We start from the raw sequence: 17,876 nt of genomic DNA, 5'->3' as shown, positions 1-17,876 counted from the left end.
GATCCTCTTCAAGCGTAACAAATGTTTGGCGTGAATGACCTGGGGCAGAGGGAAGTCCCTCTGCCCTGTCATTCCATGACTTCCATGCGCAGGACAGACTCAGATATGGGGAAACACACTCATCCAGACACACACCATGAGTGTTTCTCAAATACAAAAAATACCTATCAATATCTGGAGGGGTAGTACGTGAATAAAAAGCTGGTACTTTCTGTTCTTTCTACAGCTGTGTTGACTAGCATGGCCGCGTCCGCTATGGCGAAGCCTAGCCAAGGCTTTTACATCGGCGGAGATGTTGACAAGTTTTATTCTCCAGCAGCTTTGCTGAAGGATTTCAAAGTTGGCTTTAAAGAAATTCTGAGCAACGCAGAGGACGTTGTTTACGTAAATGCAGATGCTAAAGCTGCCAAGTTCTTGGAATATGCTGAAGCTGCTGATCCGAATGCTGTTTTGAAACAAGCAACCCAAAAAACATTTGGAGACAATGTGTATAAGGTAGTAGGTTCTGATGCAACTTACGATCCTTCTACAGATCCTGACTTGCCACCTGGAACAGAGCCAGGAGATTTGGTTGTTGAAAATGTAAGTGCTATTGACCTTTATACTTATACTGTGAAATTCAACAAGGCAGTAGATGAAGTAACTGCTGAGAATTTCTCAATTCCTGGCCTGACAGTTGAAACAGCTACACTGTCTGAAGATAAAAAGACAGTAAAGCTCTCATTGGCTGGAGTCGAAGTATCTAAGGATTACAAATTGACCGTTACAAATGTAAAAATTGATGCAAAAGTTCAACCTGACGTTACATTTGATTTCAAATCCCCAACACAAAATGATCTCTTCAAACCAGAGGTTGAAGCAAAAGATACCGTACTGAAAGCTGATAATGCTTCACAGACTTTGGTAACATTCACGCTTAAGAATGCTGCTGGCGAAATTCTGGAGGATGCTAAAGATGTTGAAGTACAATTCTCCTCTACTTTCGGCAGTTTTGCAGAGAAAAAAGTAACGGTACAAAAAGGTAAAGCAACAGTTCTATTCGGATCAGAAACATTGTCATCTGACAAGGTAGCTGATATCACTGCACTGGTAATCGAAGCAAAAGATAAAAACCTTATTGGTCTCAAGGCAACTACTAGTATCTATTTGAGCCCAAATCCTGACGCAATTGATCCAACTACTGGTGCATTAATGGGTGAAGCTTCTGGTTACCAAGCTGACCGTGTATTGGCTTACTTTAATAAAAAAGTAGCAGTAGAAGACTTTGTTGATAAAGATGGCAATATCGATCCAACTAAAGCAGCCGCTAAAGTTTTCACTGAATCTAATAATGATGGCACTGGTGGTAAAGAGGTTAAAGTAATCGGTTTGTTACCTGTAAGTGGTAACGAAAAAGCTCTTCAGTTGGTTCTTGATAAGGCCGATGGTTACGTCTTCCCATTAGTTGATAACGCAAACGTCAGAGTAGAATTTACCGATAAACGTGGATCAGTTCCTGTAGAAAGCAAAAGATCTTTTAAACTAACTGACGCACGTGTACCTTCAATGTTGGGTGTGGAACGTGAAGGATTGAATAAACTTAAGGTTACTTTCTCTGAACCAGTTATTAACAGTGGAAATGCGGACGATGCGTTCAAAAATTCAGCTCTAAATTTGAATAACTGGTCAATTGACGGTAAATCTCTTACTAGCAAAGTATGGGGAGACAAAACTTCCCCTAGGATTGAAGTTGGAAAGTTCATTCCGAAAAAAGGTACTGACGAGCGCCATGTAGTTACCATTACATTGGGTGCAGACGCTGAAGGTAAACAAATTTATTTCAAACCAGGAACACATTCTCTCCAAGGTGCAAACATTGGTGACTGGGCAGCAGTTAGTGATCCATTCGATAATGTAATGAATACACAAACTCTGGATTTTGACATTCCAGTGGATAACGGAGCACCTGGAGCTGTTGTTGAGGTTCAGTCCCCTGAGCAATACCTGGTGACTTTTGATAAAAACCTTAATCAAGACGCTGATGATTTGGCAAAACTGCTGCAGCTCCAAGTATACGACAGAAATACATCACAATGGGTTCCAGTAGATCGTCCAGCAGTTAAAATAACTAACATTAGCGAAGATGACTCTAACTATAAATTCCTGGTTCAAACAACTCTGGATTGGACAGTAGTTCATAATACCAAAACAACAAACAAAAACTACTATAACTACGACTATCGTTTGTACCTTGAGGCTGGAAAAGTAATTTCCGCTTCAAACGGAGTAGCCAATGCTGAGATTAAATTGCCACTCGGCGGAGCTATGACATTCCCTGATGTAACAAGCCCGACCATCAATAGCATCGACAAAACACCTGGCACTGAAGAAGGTACATCCTATGATGTAACTATGTCTGAGCCGGTAAAAATTGGTAGTGGTAACGATGAAGGCGACACACCTTCCCAAAACCAAGGTGCTGAGACTGGTGACGAACAAGGTCTAATCCCAGTTCCAACTGCTGAGTTTATCAAAAAAGATAAGAGTGTTACTATTCCAGCGAATATTGGTTCAGAGTTCGTTGATAAAGAGAATAAAGTTATCCGTGTAACTCCAACCAAAGAACTTGATGCGGGTGAGTGGACACTGGTAGTACGTTCAATCTCTGATGATGTTGGTAATACAGCAGCATCTGCTACAAAAGAATTTACTGTAGTGAAAGAAGTTGAAGATACTGCCTTCAAGGTTGTTTGGTCATATGCGGAACATGGTTCTAATATTGGTCAAGACGACTACGACTTCGTCTTTATCAAATTTAGTAAAGCAGGGGCTACTACTGGTGACCATAAGAACATCTTGAAAACAGCTAACTACAAATTGAACGGAAAACCATTGCCAACTGGTACTCAAATCTTTGGTGATATTGCGGGATATGATGATAATGATGACATTGTAGATTCCATCACTATCCGCCTGCCTAAAAATTCAATTACACGACCAGATACTACAGTTATCAATATCTCTGAATACCTTGAAAGTACAACAGGTGATCTGGTTGGCGACGCCGGCATTAAAAAGCTTCCATACTACTCTGTAGAGGGAGTATTAGATGCGGTTAATGTAGATCGTTTGATTGTTGCTCTCCCATCTGTTGATAAGCTGACGCTTGCGGACAAAGAAAAAGTAGCAGCTGCTCGTGAAGCTTATGACAAGCTGACTGCAGATCAAAAAGCATTGGTGAAATATGAAGCAACCTTGAAAGCAGCAGAGGATAAGATTGCCGAACTGGAAAAAGTTACGACTCCAGTTGACACAACAGCAATTGACGACGCTGTAAAAGCAGCAAATGATGCGAAAAAAGATGTTAAGATCAGCGCAGATGGCTCTGATGTATTGACAACCGAGAAGTGGGTAACACAAGCGGTCAATGATAACTTGGATAAAGCTATCCAAGCAGCAAACGATGCTAAAGCTACTGCAAAAACAGAACAAGATGTAACGGATGCAGTTACAGCTCTGGAAGATGCCGTAAAAGCATACAATGCTGAAAAGAAAGACGGAACTAAAGTTGATGCACCAGACACAACAGCAATTGACGATGCTGTAAAAGCAGCAAATGATGCGAAAAAGGATGTTAAGATCAGCGCAGATGGCTCTGATGTATTGACAACCGAGAAGTGGGTAACACAAAAGGCTAATGATGACTTGGATAAAGCAATTCAAGCAGCAAACGATGCTAAAGCTACTGCAAAAACAGAACAAGATGTAACGGATGCAGTTACAGCTCTGGAAGATGCCGTAAAAGCATACAATGCTGAAAAGAAAGATGGTACCCAAACCCCTTAATAAATTCACGAAACGTTACTTCATAAACTCACCTGAGTGAAAGAAGTGGAGAAAGCCCCCAGACAAAGCATACCCTGCTACGTCCAGGGGGCTTTTCTCTAACTGTCTTGTCAAATAGATTGGTGCAAACCCAATCCGCGATAACAGCCAAGCAATCGCGTGCCTAATCCTCCTGCACGCCAACGGCCCTAATCAACCAATGGCGTGAAGTCAGGTGAAGTCGTACTTGCGCAAAAGCAAGGCGGGGCTCCTTAAAAGCTGGCTATGGTCAGGCGACGAATCCATGTTGACCCAATACGAGGTAGCTGTTGTCAGGTAAAAAGGGCTAGGGGTTTGGCAACAGTCGGTGTGCGCGGGATCGCACAAGCGAAACAGGAACAATTTGGGCTGTTAAACCTGCTTTTCTCCTATTGTATAGTGGAGACCTACGGTCAGCAAAAGAAGGGATAGACAAGGCGGAACGTTTGAAGTCTTATCAGAAGAGGCGGGTTAGCGCCGGTGAGGCTGATAGGATGGCGGCGGGTTCGTAGTAGTGATGATGGCTTGCCGTTTGTACCCGTAGTGGCAACACAAGCGGGGAGGGGAAAACGGGCCGGAGCGAAGGGACCCAGTCAGCGGATAAGAGGATATGAGAACTTGCAATGGGCGTTGTAGTTTCTCACGTTTTACCCATGAGGACTGTAAATACAGACGTATTTACAGTCCTTTTTGGTGATTCCGCTTCTTTCTCCGCTGATGGTACGCCGTGTGCGCTGAAAGGCGCCCGCACGGTGTAGGCTCGACTCGAAAATTCCTTGGGGAGAACATCCCACGGGGATATAAGGCGAGAATAGCGATTCCACGTTTGCAAGCGGAAAGGGGACAGCCGACGATCCCTATGTTATCAAAAGTGCCGCTCATTTGAACCATGTAAGAGATTACCTTGACTCCGCGTTCGTTCTAGAGGCAGACATTGACCTGAATGCGGCTCCTTACAACACAGACAGTGGTTGGACGCCGATCGGCACCGAAACACAGCCGTTTACCGGAACGTTTATCGGCAACGGTCATACCATCCGCGGTCTGCATATAAACGGCGGGGAGAACATCGGCCTCTTCGGGAGCATTGACCGCGTAGCAAGAATCAGCGATCTCACACTGGAAGGTGCCGACATTAAAACGACGAAGAGCGGAGTCGCCATCCTGGTCGGAAACATGCTGGGAGGGACCATAACAAATTGCCGCGTTTCCGGAAACATCACTGCCGAAAGCTATAACGTCGGGACGTTGGTTGGCTATATGCAAGGCGGCACGATTGCGGACAGTTCCGGCTCCGGAAGGCTGGAGAACCGAACATTCTCTTATACAGGCGGACTTGTCGGGAGAATGGATTCAGGCGCTGCACTCATTCGTTCATCCGCAGACACGACGACGGCCGGCAGCGCTTCCACGGGAGGACTTGTAGGAGCAAATGCAGGCAGCATTGAGCAATCCTTTGCCAGAGGCTCTGTAGAGAATAACGCTGGCAACCTGGGCGGGTTGGTTGGAGAAAACAATGGGTCCATTTCGCAGTCCTACGCCCGGACGCAAATAACAGGAGGATCGACGAATGTCGGAGGTCTTGCCGGATTGAATGGAAGCAAGGGAGCCATAGAACAGTCTTTCGCCAAAGCTTCGATAAACACGGAAGCTATGACTGTAGGCGGATTGGTGGGCGAAAATCAGGGGATGATTTCGGATGCGTACGCAAACACCGATATAACCGCCGGGAAGTTCAGGACGAACATTCTCGTTGGAGGCCTCGCAGGAATCAATCGCCACGAGATTGCCAGAACGTACGCTGCCGGGACGATCGACAGCGATGCCGACGAAGCGGGAGGATTGGTCGGCAAGCTGGAGAGCAGCGGTACGGTGAACAAATCTTATTATGATCAAGAAACGACCGGACAAAATGATACGGGCAAGGGGACGCCGCTTGCATCAAAACAGATGAAGGATCAGCACTCGTTTGCAGGCTGGGATTTCACGGATGTTTGGAAGATGACGGATTATCCTTCCTTGCAATGGGAGGAGTAAACAGGGACGGATGTATCCCGAAAAGCACGGCATGGGTCGAACGCGGCAAGCGTCGACCCTTCCTTTTTTCTCCGTCTGCTGACAGAAAAAAGACACAGCCCGAGGCTATGTCCTTCCCAGTAATGTCTCTATTTCACGCTCGTATCCATACCGCCGGAAGAACTCGATCAGGGCTACCGCAAAAATATCCCTTTGGCTGATGTTCTTTTCCTTGCTGTATTCGCGAACCAGTGAATCAAGCGTATTGGTCATGTGTACGGACTTTGTCACGAAGATGCCCGGAACTGCATAACGGGGAACTTTTCCGCTTTCCGCCCCCGGTACGATCAGATCGACCAGCTTGTCCTTGTTTCTCTCCAGCATCTCCAGAAGCGGCAAAAAGCGTTCCAGTTGTGCAGCGTCGAGACGGGACATCCTGGAAGCGGTTGGCGGGGAGACAGTCTCTCCCTCTTTATACCTGTCCTGCTGCTCGTCAGGAGCCACAGAACGGCCTGGCGCTTCGTCCTGCAGCTGCCCGTATACTCTCTGGTAGTTTCCCAGCTCGGAGGACCATCTGTACCCCTTTGCCCTCATGTAATTGGCCAGATCACGGTGGTCTGCAAAGCCCAGGCGTTTGGCGATCGTCTTGGCGTCCGCCCCTTCCTTTTGAAACAGAGAGAGGACAGTCGCTACCTTGGAAGAGCTCAAAAGCGCCAGGTCGATATCCTGTTTGTCCAGTCGGCTATTGGCAGGTACGTAATTTTGCTTATCCCGATCCCATTTAAAATTCTTGCGACGCATGTAGATATCCAGCGTTTTATAGTTTTTATACCCCAAGTCTTTTGCCAGCTCGTCCCTAGTCTTGCCCTCTACAAGACCACGCAGTATTTCATTTACGCGCTCGTCGTAGATCGGTTTTTGGTCTGTAGATACATCCATTGCTTTATGCACCCCTATTTATCTCCTTGCATTCTTCTATCTTTATCGGGCAAAGTTATCTTCGCTTTTACAGGGTATTGATCGCGTCGCTGAGCTGTTCCAGATCGGTATGGGTATAGATGCTTGTCACTTTCAGAGAAGAGTGGCCCAACAGCTTTTGGATTTGAACCAGATTGACATCGTTTTTTACCAGCTGACTGGCGAAACTGTGACGCAAAATATGTGCGGTGACCTTCTTTTTCCAGCCAAGTTTTTTAACTGCTTCCGAGATCCCTCTGTTCACGTATACAGGGGAGAGCATTCCCGTCTTCTTGGTGCAAAAGAATAAAGACGATCCTGTATCCGGCCGCTTATATTGAACATAGTCTTGCAGAAAAGGCAGAAGCCTGTTTGAAATGGGTACGAGTCGGTCCTTGTTTCCTTTGCCGGCGACAACATGGATGACCTTTTTTTCCAGGTTGACATCATCGACGGTGAGATTCAGACATTCTGAAATACGTAGTCCCGTCATGTATAATACCCGGACAACCAGGCGGATCAGATCATGATCAATCGCATGGACAAGGAGCTCCACTTCTTCTTCGGACAAATACGTTCTCTCTTTTTGCTGCACTTTAATCTTCTCAACAGAAAGAGCGACATTCCTCGCTACTATTTCTTTCTTGTAGGCGTATGAGAAGAAGGAGCGCAACGTATGCAAATTGCGGACTCTGCTTGAAGGAGCGTATTTCCGTTCCTCTTTCAGATAGGTCAGGTAGTCTTCGATATCGTTTGACGTTATCTCATCGATATAAGGCTCGCAGTTATACTTGTTTTCCAGAAAACGCGTAAAAAATATTAGGTCCTTGCGATAACCAGTCAATGTTTCTTCACTTCGATCGATCGAGGACAGATAGTGCAAAAAACTTTGAACCGCATTCAAGAGCAACATAGGATCTTTCCACCTTTAGCAAAAAACAAAGAAAGTGCGAAATAGCAGGGTCGAATTATGATCAAAAGCTCCTTCCCAATAGGTTAGCAATGAGAATTCTTTTTATTTATACTAACCAATTATTCTGCTCTTATAACAGAAAGCTAATATGCAGCAAATAATGAATACAATTTCATTATAGCTAAAAAATGCCAACGAACAAACAAAAAACACCCCTTGAGAATGAAATCGTACCGCTGTTTTCCATCTTGTTCAATGAAAATAAAAAAACCCCTAGGCATGTCAAAGCTGCATTGTCATAGGGGATACGTTCTCAAGGTTGTATATTCAATTAAAAAGGACGACGAAAACATGAATCTAAAAATCAATGCGAAAGTTCTTGAAAAACCAATCGTCATCAAATTTCCTTCTGGAAAAATAGGCAGCTCTTTGTTCCAAAGCGCCATTATCGATTACGGATTGAATAATTTGGTCTGCCTTCGCTGGAACACGGATATACTTCTTGCATTTTTCGATTCGTTCCTCGGAAAAATGGCTGTAAGCCATCCTCATCATGTTGTAATCGGCATGAGTAACCGTAACATTGTAAGGAAAAGACTTTCTAAATACGTGCAATATTTTCACCTGTGGCTGAATAAAGCACTTATACCCGAATAACCACATTTTTATCGAGATCTCGACATCTTCATGTCCCCAGACGATGAAGCCCTTATCGAACCCTCCAATATCGATAAAAACATCTTTCTTAATGGCCAAGCATCCACCTGGGAGACATGGTGTCGGAACCGGTTCCGAGCCCTTTGCAAGAATGCTCCTGCCATTAAAATTTGCCTTGAACTTCTCCAGATTGATGGTGTATCCATACCCAACCGTATTTGGCTTGTCATGTGGAGCAATGCCTGGGACGACGCCATCTGCGATTCCTTTTTCCATTGGGTCCAGCAGCTTCTCAATCCAATCGTCTTCAAAGAACAAGTGAGCATCGCAAAAAATGTAGTATTGGCCGCTTGCCTTCTCGGCGCCTACGTTTCTTGCATTTGCTGCACCCAGACCGTCGGTTTTTACCAGTTTGATTGCAATTGGATAGTCATGGGATGACAGAAAATCACAACAGGCATCTTCAGAAGCGTCATCTACGATTATTACTTCATAACTGATATCCGTTTTTACTTTCACTAAAGAATCCAACGTGTTTTTTACATTAATGCCTTCATTTTTTACTGGAAAAATAATGGATACTAGTGGATTGCTACTGGACATATATGAACCTCCCAGTTATACGCAGCAGTATCTATTGGCATGCAAGCAGAAAATAGACACATAAAGAGACTCTTAAAAAAATTGCCCCATGTTATGTACATGGGGCAATTTTCCTTACTACTATTACTCTGCTGCGATGGTGTCTGTTACGGTGAAAGTAATATCTGCACTATTCACGGCACCTTCAACATCGGCTACTTTTCCTGCAGCAAGCGTGATTACGTTGCCGGTAGTAAGAGAAATAGTTGCACCATCATTGACTGTCAGCTTGAACGCGGCGGAATCGGTATTATCGCCCGCGACGGATGCGACAGTCACTTTTCCTTCGAATGCAGTGCCTGCGAGTGCCTCGATAATAGCTTGTACGGCCTCGCCTGCACTATTTTCGATCTCTTCACTAAAGTTAATCGTTACAACATCGCCAGCAACAAGCGCGTCATCACCAACTGGAGTAGATTGAGTTGTCACTGTGCCACCAGTTGGCGGAGTGTTTGGCTCAGCGGAAGGCTCCTCGCTCGGATCAACGGAAGGCTCCTCGCTTGGATCAACGGAAGGCTCCTCGCTTGGATCAACGGAAGGCTCTTCGCTCGGATCAACGGAAGGCTCCTCGCTCGGATCAACGGAAGGCTCTTCGCTCGGATCAACGGAAGGCTCTTCGCTCGGATCAACGGAAGGCTCCTCGCTCGGATCAACAGAAGGCTCTTCGCTTGGTTCTACGGAAGGCTCAACAGAAGGCTCTTCTACTTTCGCAGCGTCAAATACAAATGTTTGACCACCGTAGATCGCTTTGATTTGAACGATTACTTTTTCATCGGAAGCAACATAAGTTACTGCTTCGATTTTGTCTGCGGTCAAGATTTCATTGTTTTCTTCATCTTTTCCAGCAGTCAGTGCGGCTACTGCGTCATCTGCGGTGATTTCTTCGCCAGAGAATTCTACTTTTGTTTTACCTTCTTGAAGAGTCAGAGAGGTAATTTGTGGAGTTGTATTGATAACTTCAACATTGATGGATGCCAGCGTAGTTTTCAGATCTCCCTCAACTTTTACAAGGGAAACGGTTGCTACGCCGGTTTTTGTTCCACCGGCAACAGTGAAGCTAGCAGCTGTCAAAGCATCAGCCGGTACTGCTACGATGTCTTTGTCAGAAGTCTCAAGCTTCAGTCCTGTCACAGCATTCGTCAAATCTTGTCCAGCAAGTTTCACTTCGTCAGCAAATGCATTGATGGAAACATTCAGGCTAGCTGCTGGAGGAGTAGACAGGTTGCCTTTCAAATCGATTTGAGCTTTATCTGCTACAGTCAGTTCATACTTGTCAACGGTAGCGGAAGCCAAATCAACAGCTTTCACTGTGAAAGAACCGATTTCCGTATCGCCGCTCAACACTTTAACAGTGTAATCGCCTTCGGCTTTGTTAAAGTCGCTGATCGTTGCTTTGCCAGCAGTAGCAGTCACTGTAGCAGAAGTCTCGTTGTTGTCTTTATCAAGTACTTTAACAGTCAAAGTAGCGTTCGTTCTCAGTTTTTGAGCAAACTGATCGTTCACAGTGAAGTCAACATTTGTTGCTTCGCCAGCTTTTACTTTAAGAGTTTGCCCAGCTTCAGCGATAGAAGTAGCTTCTTGTGCCGCTTTTACTACAACTGGAACAGAAACGGTTTTTTCCAGGCCTGTAAATTTAACGGTGAAAGTTACATTGCCCGGTTTCAGTGCTTTGATAACGCCGTTATTGTAGTAGGCAACAGTAACATCGCTGGAAGTTACTTTCTCTACTGTTGGGAGCGTTACGTTTTCGGATTGTCCAAGCGCATTCACAGCTTTAGTAGCAGCGAGGGATACAGCTGCGTCAGAAACTGTGATATAATCAAGGTTCCAAGCGTCGGCGCCAGATTTGAGGCCGACTTCTGTAACCTCAACTGCTGCGGTAGTATCGACAACTTTTACGTCAGTCCACTCGGATGTGAAGACAGCGTCATCTTTTGTTACTTTTACAGCATACTTGAAATCTGCTTTGTTTGTAGCATTAACAAGGCCAGTAGCTTTTTCATCAGCGGTAGCAGTGAAGTTGAAGAGGAATTCAACATTGTAGCCAGCAGCTTTCAGCTCATCAACAGTAACGGTTTTGTCGCCATTTACCTTGATTTCAAGTTGCTGGTCAGCAGCTTTGCTGATTGTACCGGTAATAGCACAAACCTTTACTAGAATTTGGAATCGTCGGGAAATTTTAAATTCCTAAGTTTTCCAAGCGATTTCCAGTTTCCTGTTGACTTGCCATTTGTAGAAAAAAGGAATATGGCTGCCCTTGTTCCCTAAGCAATGGAAATCACCACAATATGGAAGTGTTGGATTGCTAAGCAAGGATTTCATTAGCTATACATTTGATGGGTCAATACCTGTCACGTAAACTGGAAGACCGCTGACATTCAGGCGGTCTTTCAATGCGTTTTGTGATTTTTTCACCGCAGCCGGAGAAAATGATTCGTTGCCTCCATAGCAAAATTCAGATTGTATCCTTTTCTGTCTGTGATAAACTGAATTTGTTACCATATCTTGAGAGGGCGACATTCGTTCGGCTGGAGTTAAAAGATTTGGTACATCCATAACATCAGGAAAAAACGCGATCGAGCAGTCAAAAACTTTGCGCTATGCAGTTTCATTCCAACTATTGATTGATTCCGTATAAGTGAGGGTGAAAACATGAACAATCGAAGCTGCCAAATCGAGGGCTGCACGAATAACTACTACGCAAAGGGCTTTTGCATGAAGCATTACCAGAAAAACAGGCTGCAGCAAAAAGCAGGGACGGGTACACAGGCGGTTCCGGAAAGGAAGACGGTCAAGGAGCGGATTTGTCAGGAGCCTGGTTGCGAGAAAAAGCAGGTGGCAAAAGGGCTGTGCGCTTCTCACTATCAAAAAAGCAGGCTGAATGCGGTGAAAACGGCTGCGAAATATGAGATAAACGTCCAGGAGAGCGGAAAGCCGTTGGTCGGAAAAACTTCAGGCGTGGTTCGAGAGCTGGACTCCCTGGGCAGGATTGTGTTGCCGATTGAGCTGCGGAGGGTATTGCATATTGACGTTTTGGACTCTCTGGAGATTTTTGTCGACAAGGACACGATCATACTGCGGAAGTATGCCCCCGGTTGTGTGTTTTGCGGGAATTTGGTGAGCGATACGATTTATTTCAAAGGCAAGCTCGTATGCAAGAGTTGCATCGGGGAGAGTTATACAGGGAGTTCGCCGATAGACTTTGATTATTGATTGAGATATTGTCAGGCCCTTCATTTCTTCGATTTGCTTTGGAAGGAGTAAAGGGTCTTTTTTGTATGCTTCCTTTCTTCGGGCAAAGGGAAGTCGAAGAATCAGATATAAACTGAATAATTAATAATTTCTGAATAGGTATAAAATGCGGAATAACTGAATTCATTAACCATATATTTACATCTACAAAGTCTCGTGGTAATATAAAGATATATTACAAATATTTGGGAGATGGTGATTATGAAGAAGTTTGCTCTGCTTTCATTTTTGTCGGCTGCCTTGCTTTTGCCCTCTGATGCTTTGGCTAACCACTCACCAGCGAATACTTCTGCTGCTTCGACTGCCCAAACAGTACAGCAGCAAATGGAAACATATGTGCATCAATTTCGGTTGTCAAAGGGGGATTACAGCGAGTCCGGTTATATTTACATAAACTCCCCGGCCCAAGTCACATTAACCGTAAATCAAGAGAATGATGGATCGGCCGAAACTTCGGTAGAATATGGGCTTGTAAAATTGGAGCCGGACGGCGGGAGAACGTATTTTGCAAGTAAAGTATTTAAGGGTGAAGGAACCTTTACTTTTAAATCAGATAAAATTTGCCCTGTAGGGACTTACCGAGTTGTAGTTAGTACGTTTAGTCAAACTCGTGCTAAAGGTACGGTCACGGTGAATATCCCTCAGTAAAGATGGATCGACTTTGAAGCTTATTGGACGACAAAAGCAAAGCGGAGTTGAGCGCACCAGCTCACTCCGCTTTGTTTTCGGTGGGGAAAGTACGCTACAAAACAATCTCTGTCCCCAATCCCTTATCCCTCGCCAGCTCGTACACAGACTTGGCCACAGCCGTATCCAGGCAGGCGATGCCGACCGATTTGTACAGGGTGATCTCTTCCTCCGTCTCTCGCCCTTTTTTGCGGCCGCAGAGAATGTCGCCAAGCTCGGCGTGAAGCTTATCAAAGCTCCATTCGCCCCGGCTTGCCGGAATGAGCAAATCGCCCGCTTCATGCTGCGCTCCCTCTGTCGTATCGACGACGATCTTGCTGCAGCGTTGCAAGGCGGCGAGATCGACCTCCCGCATATGCGGCAAAAAGGAGCCGATGGCATTGATATGGGCGCCGGGTTTCAGGTTTGCCCCGTCGAACAACGGCGATTCCGACTTGGTGCTGCAGATGACGATGTCTGCTGTCTTCACGGCCTGATCGGCGTCTTCGACGATGCGAAGCTCCCCGGACCACTCCGGATACAGAGCGCGGATCGTTTTTGCCATCTCTTCCGCTCGTGCCCGCGTACGGTTGTACAGCGCGATTTCCTCCAATGAGCGGACTTCCATGACAGCTTGAATCTGGCCGACAGCTTGCGCGCCGCATCCGAGGACAACGCAGCTTTTTGCCTGCCGGTGGGCCAAGTACTTGGTCGCCACTCCGCTGCTTGCTCCAGTCCGCAGCACCGTCAAAAAGCTCGCATCCATCATCGCGACATGCTGGCCGGTTTTTGCTTCGGTCAACAGGATTACGCTTTGCAGCGCCTTGATCCCGACTGCATGGTTTTCCGGAAAGATGCTGATCACCTTCACGCCCACGTAGTCGTCCGTTTTCAAATAAGAGGGCATGTACAAGCTGGTCGCACCGTATTTGGGATGGTCGATGGCTGTACGGACCGGCGTATGAACGAGACCGGCCGCATTGTCGCGGAATACTTGTTCGACGTCCCGCAAGCAGTCTTTCATCGAGTAGATCTGTCGAATTTCCTTTTGGGTCAAAACGAGCATGGAGATCATCCTTTCCGGGTAAATAGGGGAGGACCCCCATTGAGCTGCAAAGCGGCGCTCTGCAGTGTCGGTACGGTCCTCGCGAAACGTCAGATTCTGAACATATGCGCTACGGTTTTTCCAGGTCCAGGTCCTTTGTCTCTCTGGTCGCAGCGATCGCGATGAGGGAAATGACACCGGTCAAAACAATGTAGAGGGCTACCGGTACCCACGAGTTGTTGAAGGCGGAAAGCAAAGCGGTAGCGATCAGCGGGGCTGTTCCACCTGCCAGGGCGGCCCCCAGCTGATAACCGACGGTCACGCCTGTGTACCGAACGTTGGTGCTGAAAATTTCCGAGAACATCGTCCCCAGAACGGCCGTGACCGGTGCCCAAAGGATGCCCAGGCCGATAATGGTCGCGAGCGTCAGCATCACGCCGGACTTTAGCGACAGCAGGTAGAAATAAGGGAAGGCATAGAGGATGATCAGAATGGTTCCGCCGATGTACAGCGGCTTCCGTCCGAGCTTGTCCGATAGCTTTCCCATGTAAGGGATCATGATCGTCGTCACCAGAGTGGCAATCGTGACGGCATTCAGCGCCGTTACGCGATCATATCCCAGGTAGCCCGTCGCGTAGGCGATGACAAACGTGGAGAAGATGTAGAACGGCCCTGTTTCCACGACCTTGGCCCCTACGGCGATCAAGACAGACCTCCAATGATAGCGGAATGTGTCGATGATCGGGACCTTGGCAATGTTGCCGCTTTCTCTGGCCGCCTGGAAAGCGGGTGTCTCATCCAGTCCGTTGCGAATCCACAAGCCGAGAAAAACGAGGCCGGCGCTCAGGATGAACGGCACGCGCCATCCCCAGGACATGAATTGTTCATCCGGCAGAGAGCTCATGAGAGTGACGGCCAGGGTTCCGAGAAGCATGCCGATCGGAACGCCCATTTGCGGGATACTGCCAAAGAAACCGCGTCTCCCTTTTCCCGAATACTCCACGGCGAGCAAGAGTGCGCCGCCCCACTCCCCGCCGATGCCCAGACCCTGGATCAGCCGCATCGTGACGAGCAGGATGGGGGCCCACACGCCGATCGCGTTGTAATCGGGGAGAAGCCCGATCAGGACAGTGGCCCCGCCCATCAAGGACAACGTGAGCACCAATGTTTTCTTTCGCCCGATTTTGTCCCCGATATGGCTAAAGATGATTCCGCCCAACGGACGAATGAAGAAAGGAAGACCGAATGACAGGTAAGAAAGCAGCAGCCCTACGGTTGGGTCTGTGGATGGAAAGAACAGCTTGTTGAAAACGAGCGAGGCCATCGTACCGTAAAGAAAAAAATCAAACCATTCGATGGAGCTTCCGACCAGGCTTGCGACAAGCGCCTTGTTTTGCAAGCGTTTGGGAATTTCCGTTTGCACTTGTGCCATCTTGACAGCTACCTCCCTTTCCTTGCTGCAGTCTACGAAAATAAGTCGGAATGAATCGCCATCCTGCTGTAGTGACGGCTTTCCAATCGATAAATTGAAGTAGCACTTCAATCGAGCGTTAAAAAGAATTATAAGACCTGTCGGCAATCATTGCAATAATCAAACTATTTGTTTAAGATTGAATCTTCATTCTCCAGGTACAGTTCATGGCAATATCTCTGGGGACGCGATCTCACGACTGTTTTCCCTTGGCTTGTATGGTAGGATAGGGATAACTCACTAACCTTGCGAGGGAAGTCTATGGAACCGAACATCGGAAAACGCATGAAAGCCCGTCGTCTGGAAAAACAGCTTACACTCAAACAGGTCGCGGAAAAGACGGAATTGTCCATCAGCTTTCTGTCCCAGGTCGAGCGCTCCAAGTCATCCGTGACTTTGGAATCACTCACGAAAATCTCGGAAGCTTTGGATGTGAGCCCCAGCTATTTTTTCCCTCAGGAGAAGAGTCCGAACTCGTATATACTGCGCAAGGGAAGCGGGGACGAGCTCCACTCCGGGCAATCCCGCTTCATGTACAAGGACCTGTCAGCGGATATTCCCGCGCCTTTGTTTGAGCCGATCCTGGTCACTCTGCTCCCGGATGACGAAAAGGGCACTCCTTTTGCCCATAAAGGACAAGAATTTCTCTACGTGCTGGAGGGTGTCCTGACGATCCTCATGGGGAGCGAAGAACACGATCTGTATCCGGGCGACAGCGTCCATATGGAATCGTCCACGCCGCACAACTGGTATAATCGAACGGATAATCCGGTCAAATTTCTGATGGTCAGCTCGCCTGCCCGATTTTTGCGAGAGGGCGGCTACTAGGAGCTGACAGAATACCTGGGATTGGCCCAGGTGCCTCTCTGCGCAAAATATTTCGCTATCTGTAATAACTTCCGATGCTCTCGCGATATAAAAAGATAAATACGATTTCTATCATAACTTCTCGGAGGGACATCTTATGAAAAAACTGGTTTCGGCAAGTTTGATCCTGGCTCTCTTGGCCGTATCTCCCGTCGGCGCGGTTCACGCGGAAAAGCCGGTAAAAGAGTCGGATAAGGGCAAGGACGAAGAGAAAGCGGAAAAAGAAAGCGAAAAGGCCGAGAAGGAAAGAGAAAAAGCCAACGAAAAGGCAGAAACGGTGAGGAAGGCCGAAGAGAAAGCAGCCGAAGCTGCCAACAAAGCCAAAGAAAAAGTCGCTGAAGAAGAAAAAAGAGCAGCGGAAAAAGCAGCCGAGGCGATCGATCCGGCGACAGGGCTTCCGAACGGTGAAAACTCTCTGGCCGGCAAAAAGGAAGCGGTTCAGCAAGCGGTAAAAACGAAAAAAGAACTGATCGAGCTGCGGGCCCAGCTGAAAAAAAGCCAGGAAGTGACCGAAGAGCTGAGAGCAAAATATGAAGAACTGACCAAGCAGCTGGAAGCGCAGTCTGAGCTGAAGCAGGCGCTTAAGGTCCAAAAGGAATTGCTCGACCGCTTCTACAAGCCTGGAGATCAGAAGACATATAAAAGATTGGGCAATTTGTATCAAAAATCCGGGGAAGAGGGTCTCAAGACGTTTGTAAACGGGAAAGAGATTGTCATGGACACCGCTCCGTTCCTCGAAAAAGGACGTGCGCTAGTGCCTGTACGCGCAATTAGCGCTTCGCTGAAGGCAGAAGTGAACTGGAGCCCGGAGACCCGTACGGTTGAAGTGGTTCGCGGCGAAAACAAGATCGTGCTTCATCTCGACTCGGGAGAAGCAGAAGTGAACGGCGAAAAAATCAAGCTGGATGCCAAGCCCTTCGTGAAAAACGGCCGCGTCTTCCTGCCGCTTCGTTTCATCGGCGAGAAGCTGAACGCAAAAGTGGACTATCAAGAGACGGGGGACATCATCATCGAAGATCAGCAATCGGCTGACCAGGCAGGCTCAGGAACGGAAGCAACGGTTGAAGACAAGCCCGCATCCGCTACGTAATCTTCCGGCAGGACAAGCTCCTAACTAAATCTGCCTCAGCAGAAGGAGTTTAACAGTTGTGGTGACATTTCTACTGAGTGCGGTCTGGCAGTGGTTCAAGTAGCGGCAGCGGCAACATCTGGCGATCACACTACAACTATAAAAACGGAAACTAACTATATGCAACTTTTTCCAAAGGGGGCTTGTCTTAGAGACAGCCCTCTTTTTCATTCCCGGATTGCTCCAAGCGCTGTCAACGGTCGTGTAAGACCGTGTATGAAGGGAAGGTATGGGAAAAATCGCAGTTGACTTTTTTTCGTCGTTTTTTGCCGCGACTCTTTGATCTTTGCTGCGTCTAAGAGTATAATGGGAAAATTATCTACGATTCAGTTGATACCAAGTTTTCGATGTTGCATTGGGGTTTCACTGTGCTATAGTTGAAAACGAATAGAATCTCTATATAGATGTAGAGAAAAGT

General features: G+C 47.0%; 12 protein-coding genes. 6 read left to right on the top strand and 6 right to left on the bottom strand.

Annotated elements, in window-relative coordinates; genetic code table 11:
* Positions 1-189 precede the first annotated feature (189 nt).
* Together Q3F21_RS02410 and Q3F21_RS02405 are read left to right on the top strand one after the other, a co-directional pair.
* Positions 190-3,825 (top strand): hypothetical protein, encoded by a 3,636-nt coding sequence (locus Q3F21_RS02410; protein WP_340249798.1) that lies wholly within the window; start codon positions 190-192, stop codon positions 3,823-3,825.
* Positions 3,826-4,725: 900 nt separating this feature from the next.
* Positions 4,726-5,880: a hypothetical protein gene (locus Q3F21_RS02405; protein WP_340249797.1), complete on the top strand. Its 1,155-nt coding sequence runs from the start codon at positions 4,726-4,728 to the stop codon at positions 5,878-5,880.
* A 105-nt stretch (positions 5,881-5,985) separates the two neighbouring features.
* On the opposite strand, the gene Q3F21_RS02400 is transcribed toward Q3F21_RS02405, so the two are convergent.
* From Q3F21_RS02400 to Q3F21_RS02385, 4 genes are all read right to left on the bottom strand, one after another.
* Positions 5,986-6,798, bottom strand: coding sequence for a hypothetical protein (locus Q3F21_RS02400; RefSeq protein ID WP_340250086.1), 813 nt, complete (start codon positions 6,796-6,798; stop codon positions 5,986-5,988).
* 67 nt (positions 6,799-6,865) lie between these two features.
* Entirely contained in the window at positions 6,866-7,729 is an 864-nt protein-coding gene (locus Q3F21_RS02395) for a tyrosine-type recombinase/integrase (protein ID WP_340249796.1), read from the bottom strand.
* A 357-nt stretch (positions 7,730-8,086) separates the two neighbouring features.
* Positions 8,087-8,989: a glycosyltransferase family 2 protein gene (locus tag Q3F21_RS02390; protein ID WP_340249794.1), complete on the bottom strand. Its 903-nt coding sequence runs from the start codon at positions 8,987-8,989 to the stop codon at positions 8,087-8,089.
* A 123-nt stretch (positions 8,990-9,112) separates the two neighbouring features.
* Entirely contained in the window at positions 9,113-10,798 is a 1,686-nt protein-coding gene (locus tag Q3F21_RS02385) for a hypothetical protein (protein ID WP_340249792.1), read from the bottom strand.
* Positions 10,799-11,965: 1,167 nt separating this feature from the next.
* Between Q3F21_RS02385 and Q3F21_RS02380 the strand changes: the two genes are divergently transcribed.
* Both Q3F21_RS02380 and Q3F21_RS02375 read left to right on the top strand, forming a co-directional pair.
* Positions 11,966-12,241: an AbrB/MazE/SpoVT family DNA-binding domain-containing protein gene (locus Q3F21_RS02380; protein WP_340250085.1), complete on the top strand. Its 276-nt coding sequence runs from the start codon at positions 11,966-11,968 to the stop codon at positions 12,239-12,241.
* Positions 12,242-12,481: 240 nt separating this feature from the next.
* Positions 12,482-12,928 carry a hypothetical protein gene (locus Q3F21_RS02375; protein WP_340249790.1) on the top strand — a complete coding sequence of 149 codons (447 nt, stop codon included), beginning with the start codon at positions 12,482-12,484 and terminating at the stop codon, positions 12,926-12,928.
* A gap of 94 nt (positions 12,929-13,022) precedes the next feature.
* On the opposite strand, the gene Q3F21_RS02370 is transcribed toward Q3F21_RS02375, so the two are convergent.
* Together Q3F21_RS02370 and Q3F21_RS02365 are read right to left on the bottom strand one after the other, a co-directional pair.
* Positions 13,023-14,012, bottom strand: a complete 990-nt coding sequence (locus tag Q3F21_RS02370) for an ornithine cyclodeaminase family protein (protein ID WP_340249788.1) — start codon at positions 14,010-14,012, stop codon at positions 13,023-13,025.
* Between the two features lie 109 nt (positions 14,013-14,121).
* Entirely contained in the window at positions 14,122-15,423 is a 1,302-nt protein-coding gene (locus Q3F21_RS02365; protein WP_340249786.1) for an MFS transporter, read from the bottom strand.
* 300 nt (positions 15,424-15,723) lie between these two features.
* Between Q3F21_RS02365 and Q3F21_RS02360 the strand changes: the two genes are divergently transcribed.
* Both Q3F21_RS02360 and Q3F21_RS02355 read left to right on the top strand, forming a co-directional pair.
* Positions 15,724-16,290, top strand: coding sequence for a helix-turn-helix domain-containing protein (locus tag Q3F21_RS02360; RefSeq protein ID WP_340249784.1), 567 nt, complete (start codon positions 15,724-15,726; stop codon positions 16,288-16,290).
* 136 nt (positions 16,291-16,426) lie between these two features.
* On the top strand, positions 16,427-17,419 hold the full coding sequence (locus tag Q3F21_RS02355) for a stalk domain-containing protein (RefSeq protein ID WP_340249782.1): 993 nt from the start codon (positions 16,427-16,429) through the stop codon (positions 17,417-17,419).
* Positions 17,420-17,876: the final 457 nt, after the last annotated feature.

The sequence above is a fragment of the Brevibacillus borstelensis genome (assembly GCF_037834415.1).
In the GTDB taxonomy this organism is placed as follows: Bacteria; Bacillota; Bacilli; order Brevibacillales; family Brevibacillaceae; genus Brevibacillus; species Brevibacillus borstelensis_A.
Note: the sequence above shows the minus strand (reverse complement) of the source record. Positions and strands in the feature narration are given on the sequence as shown.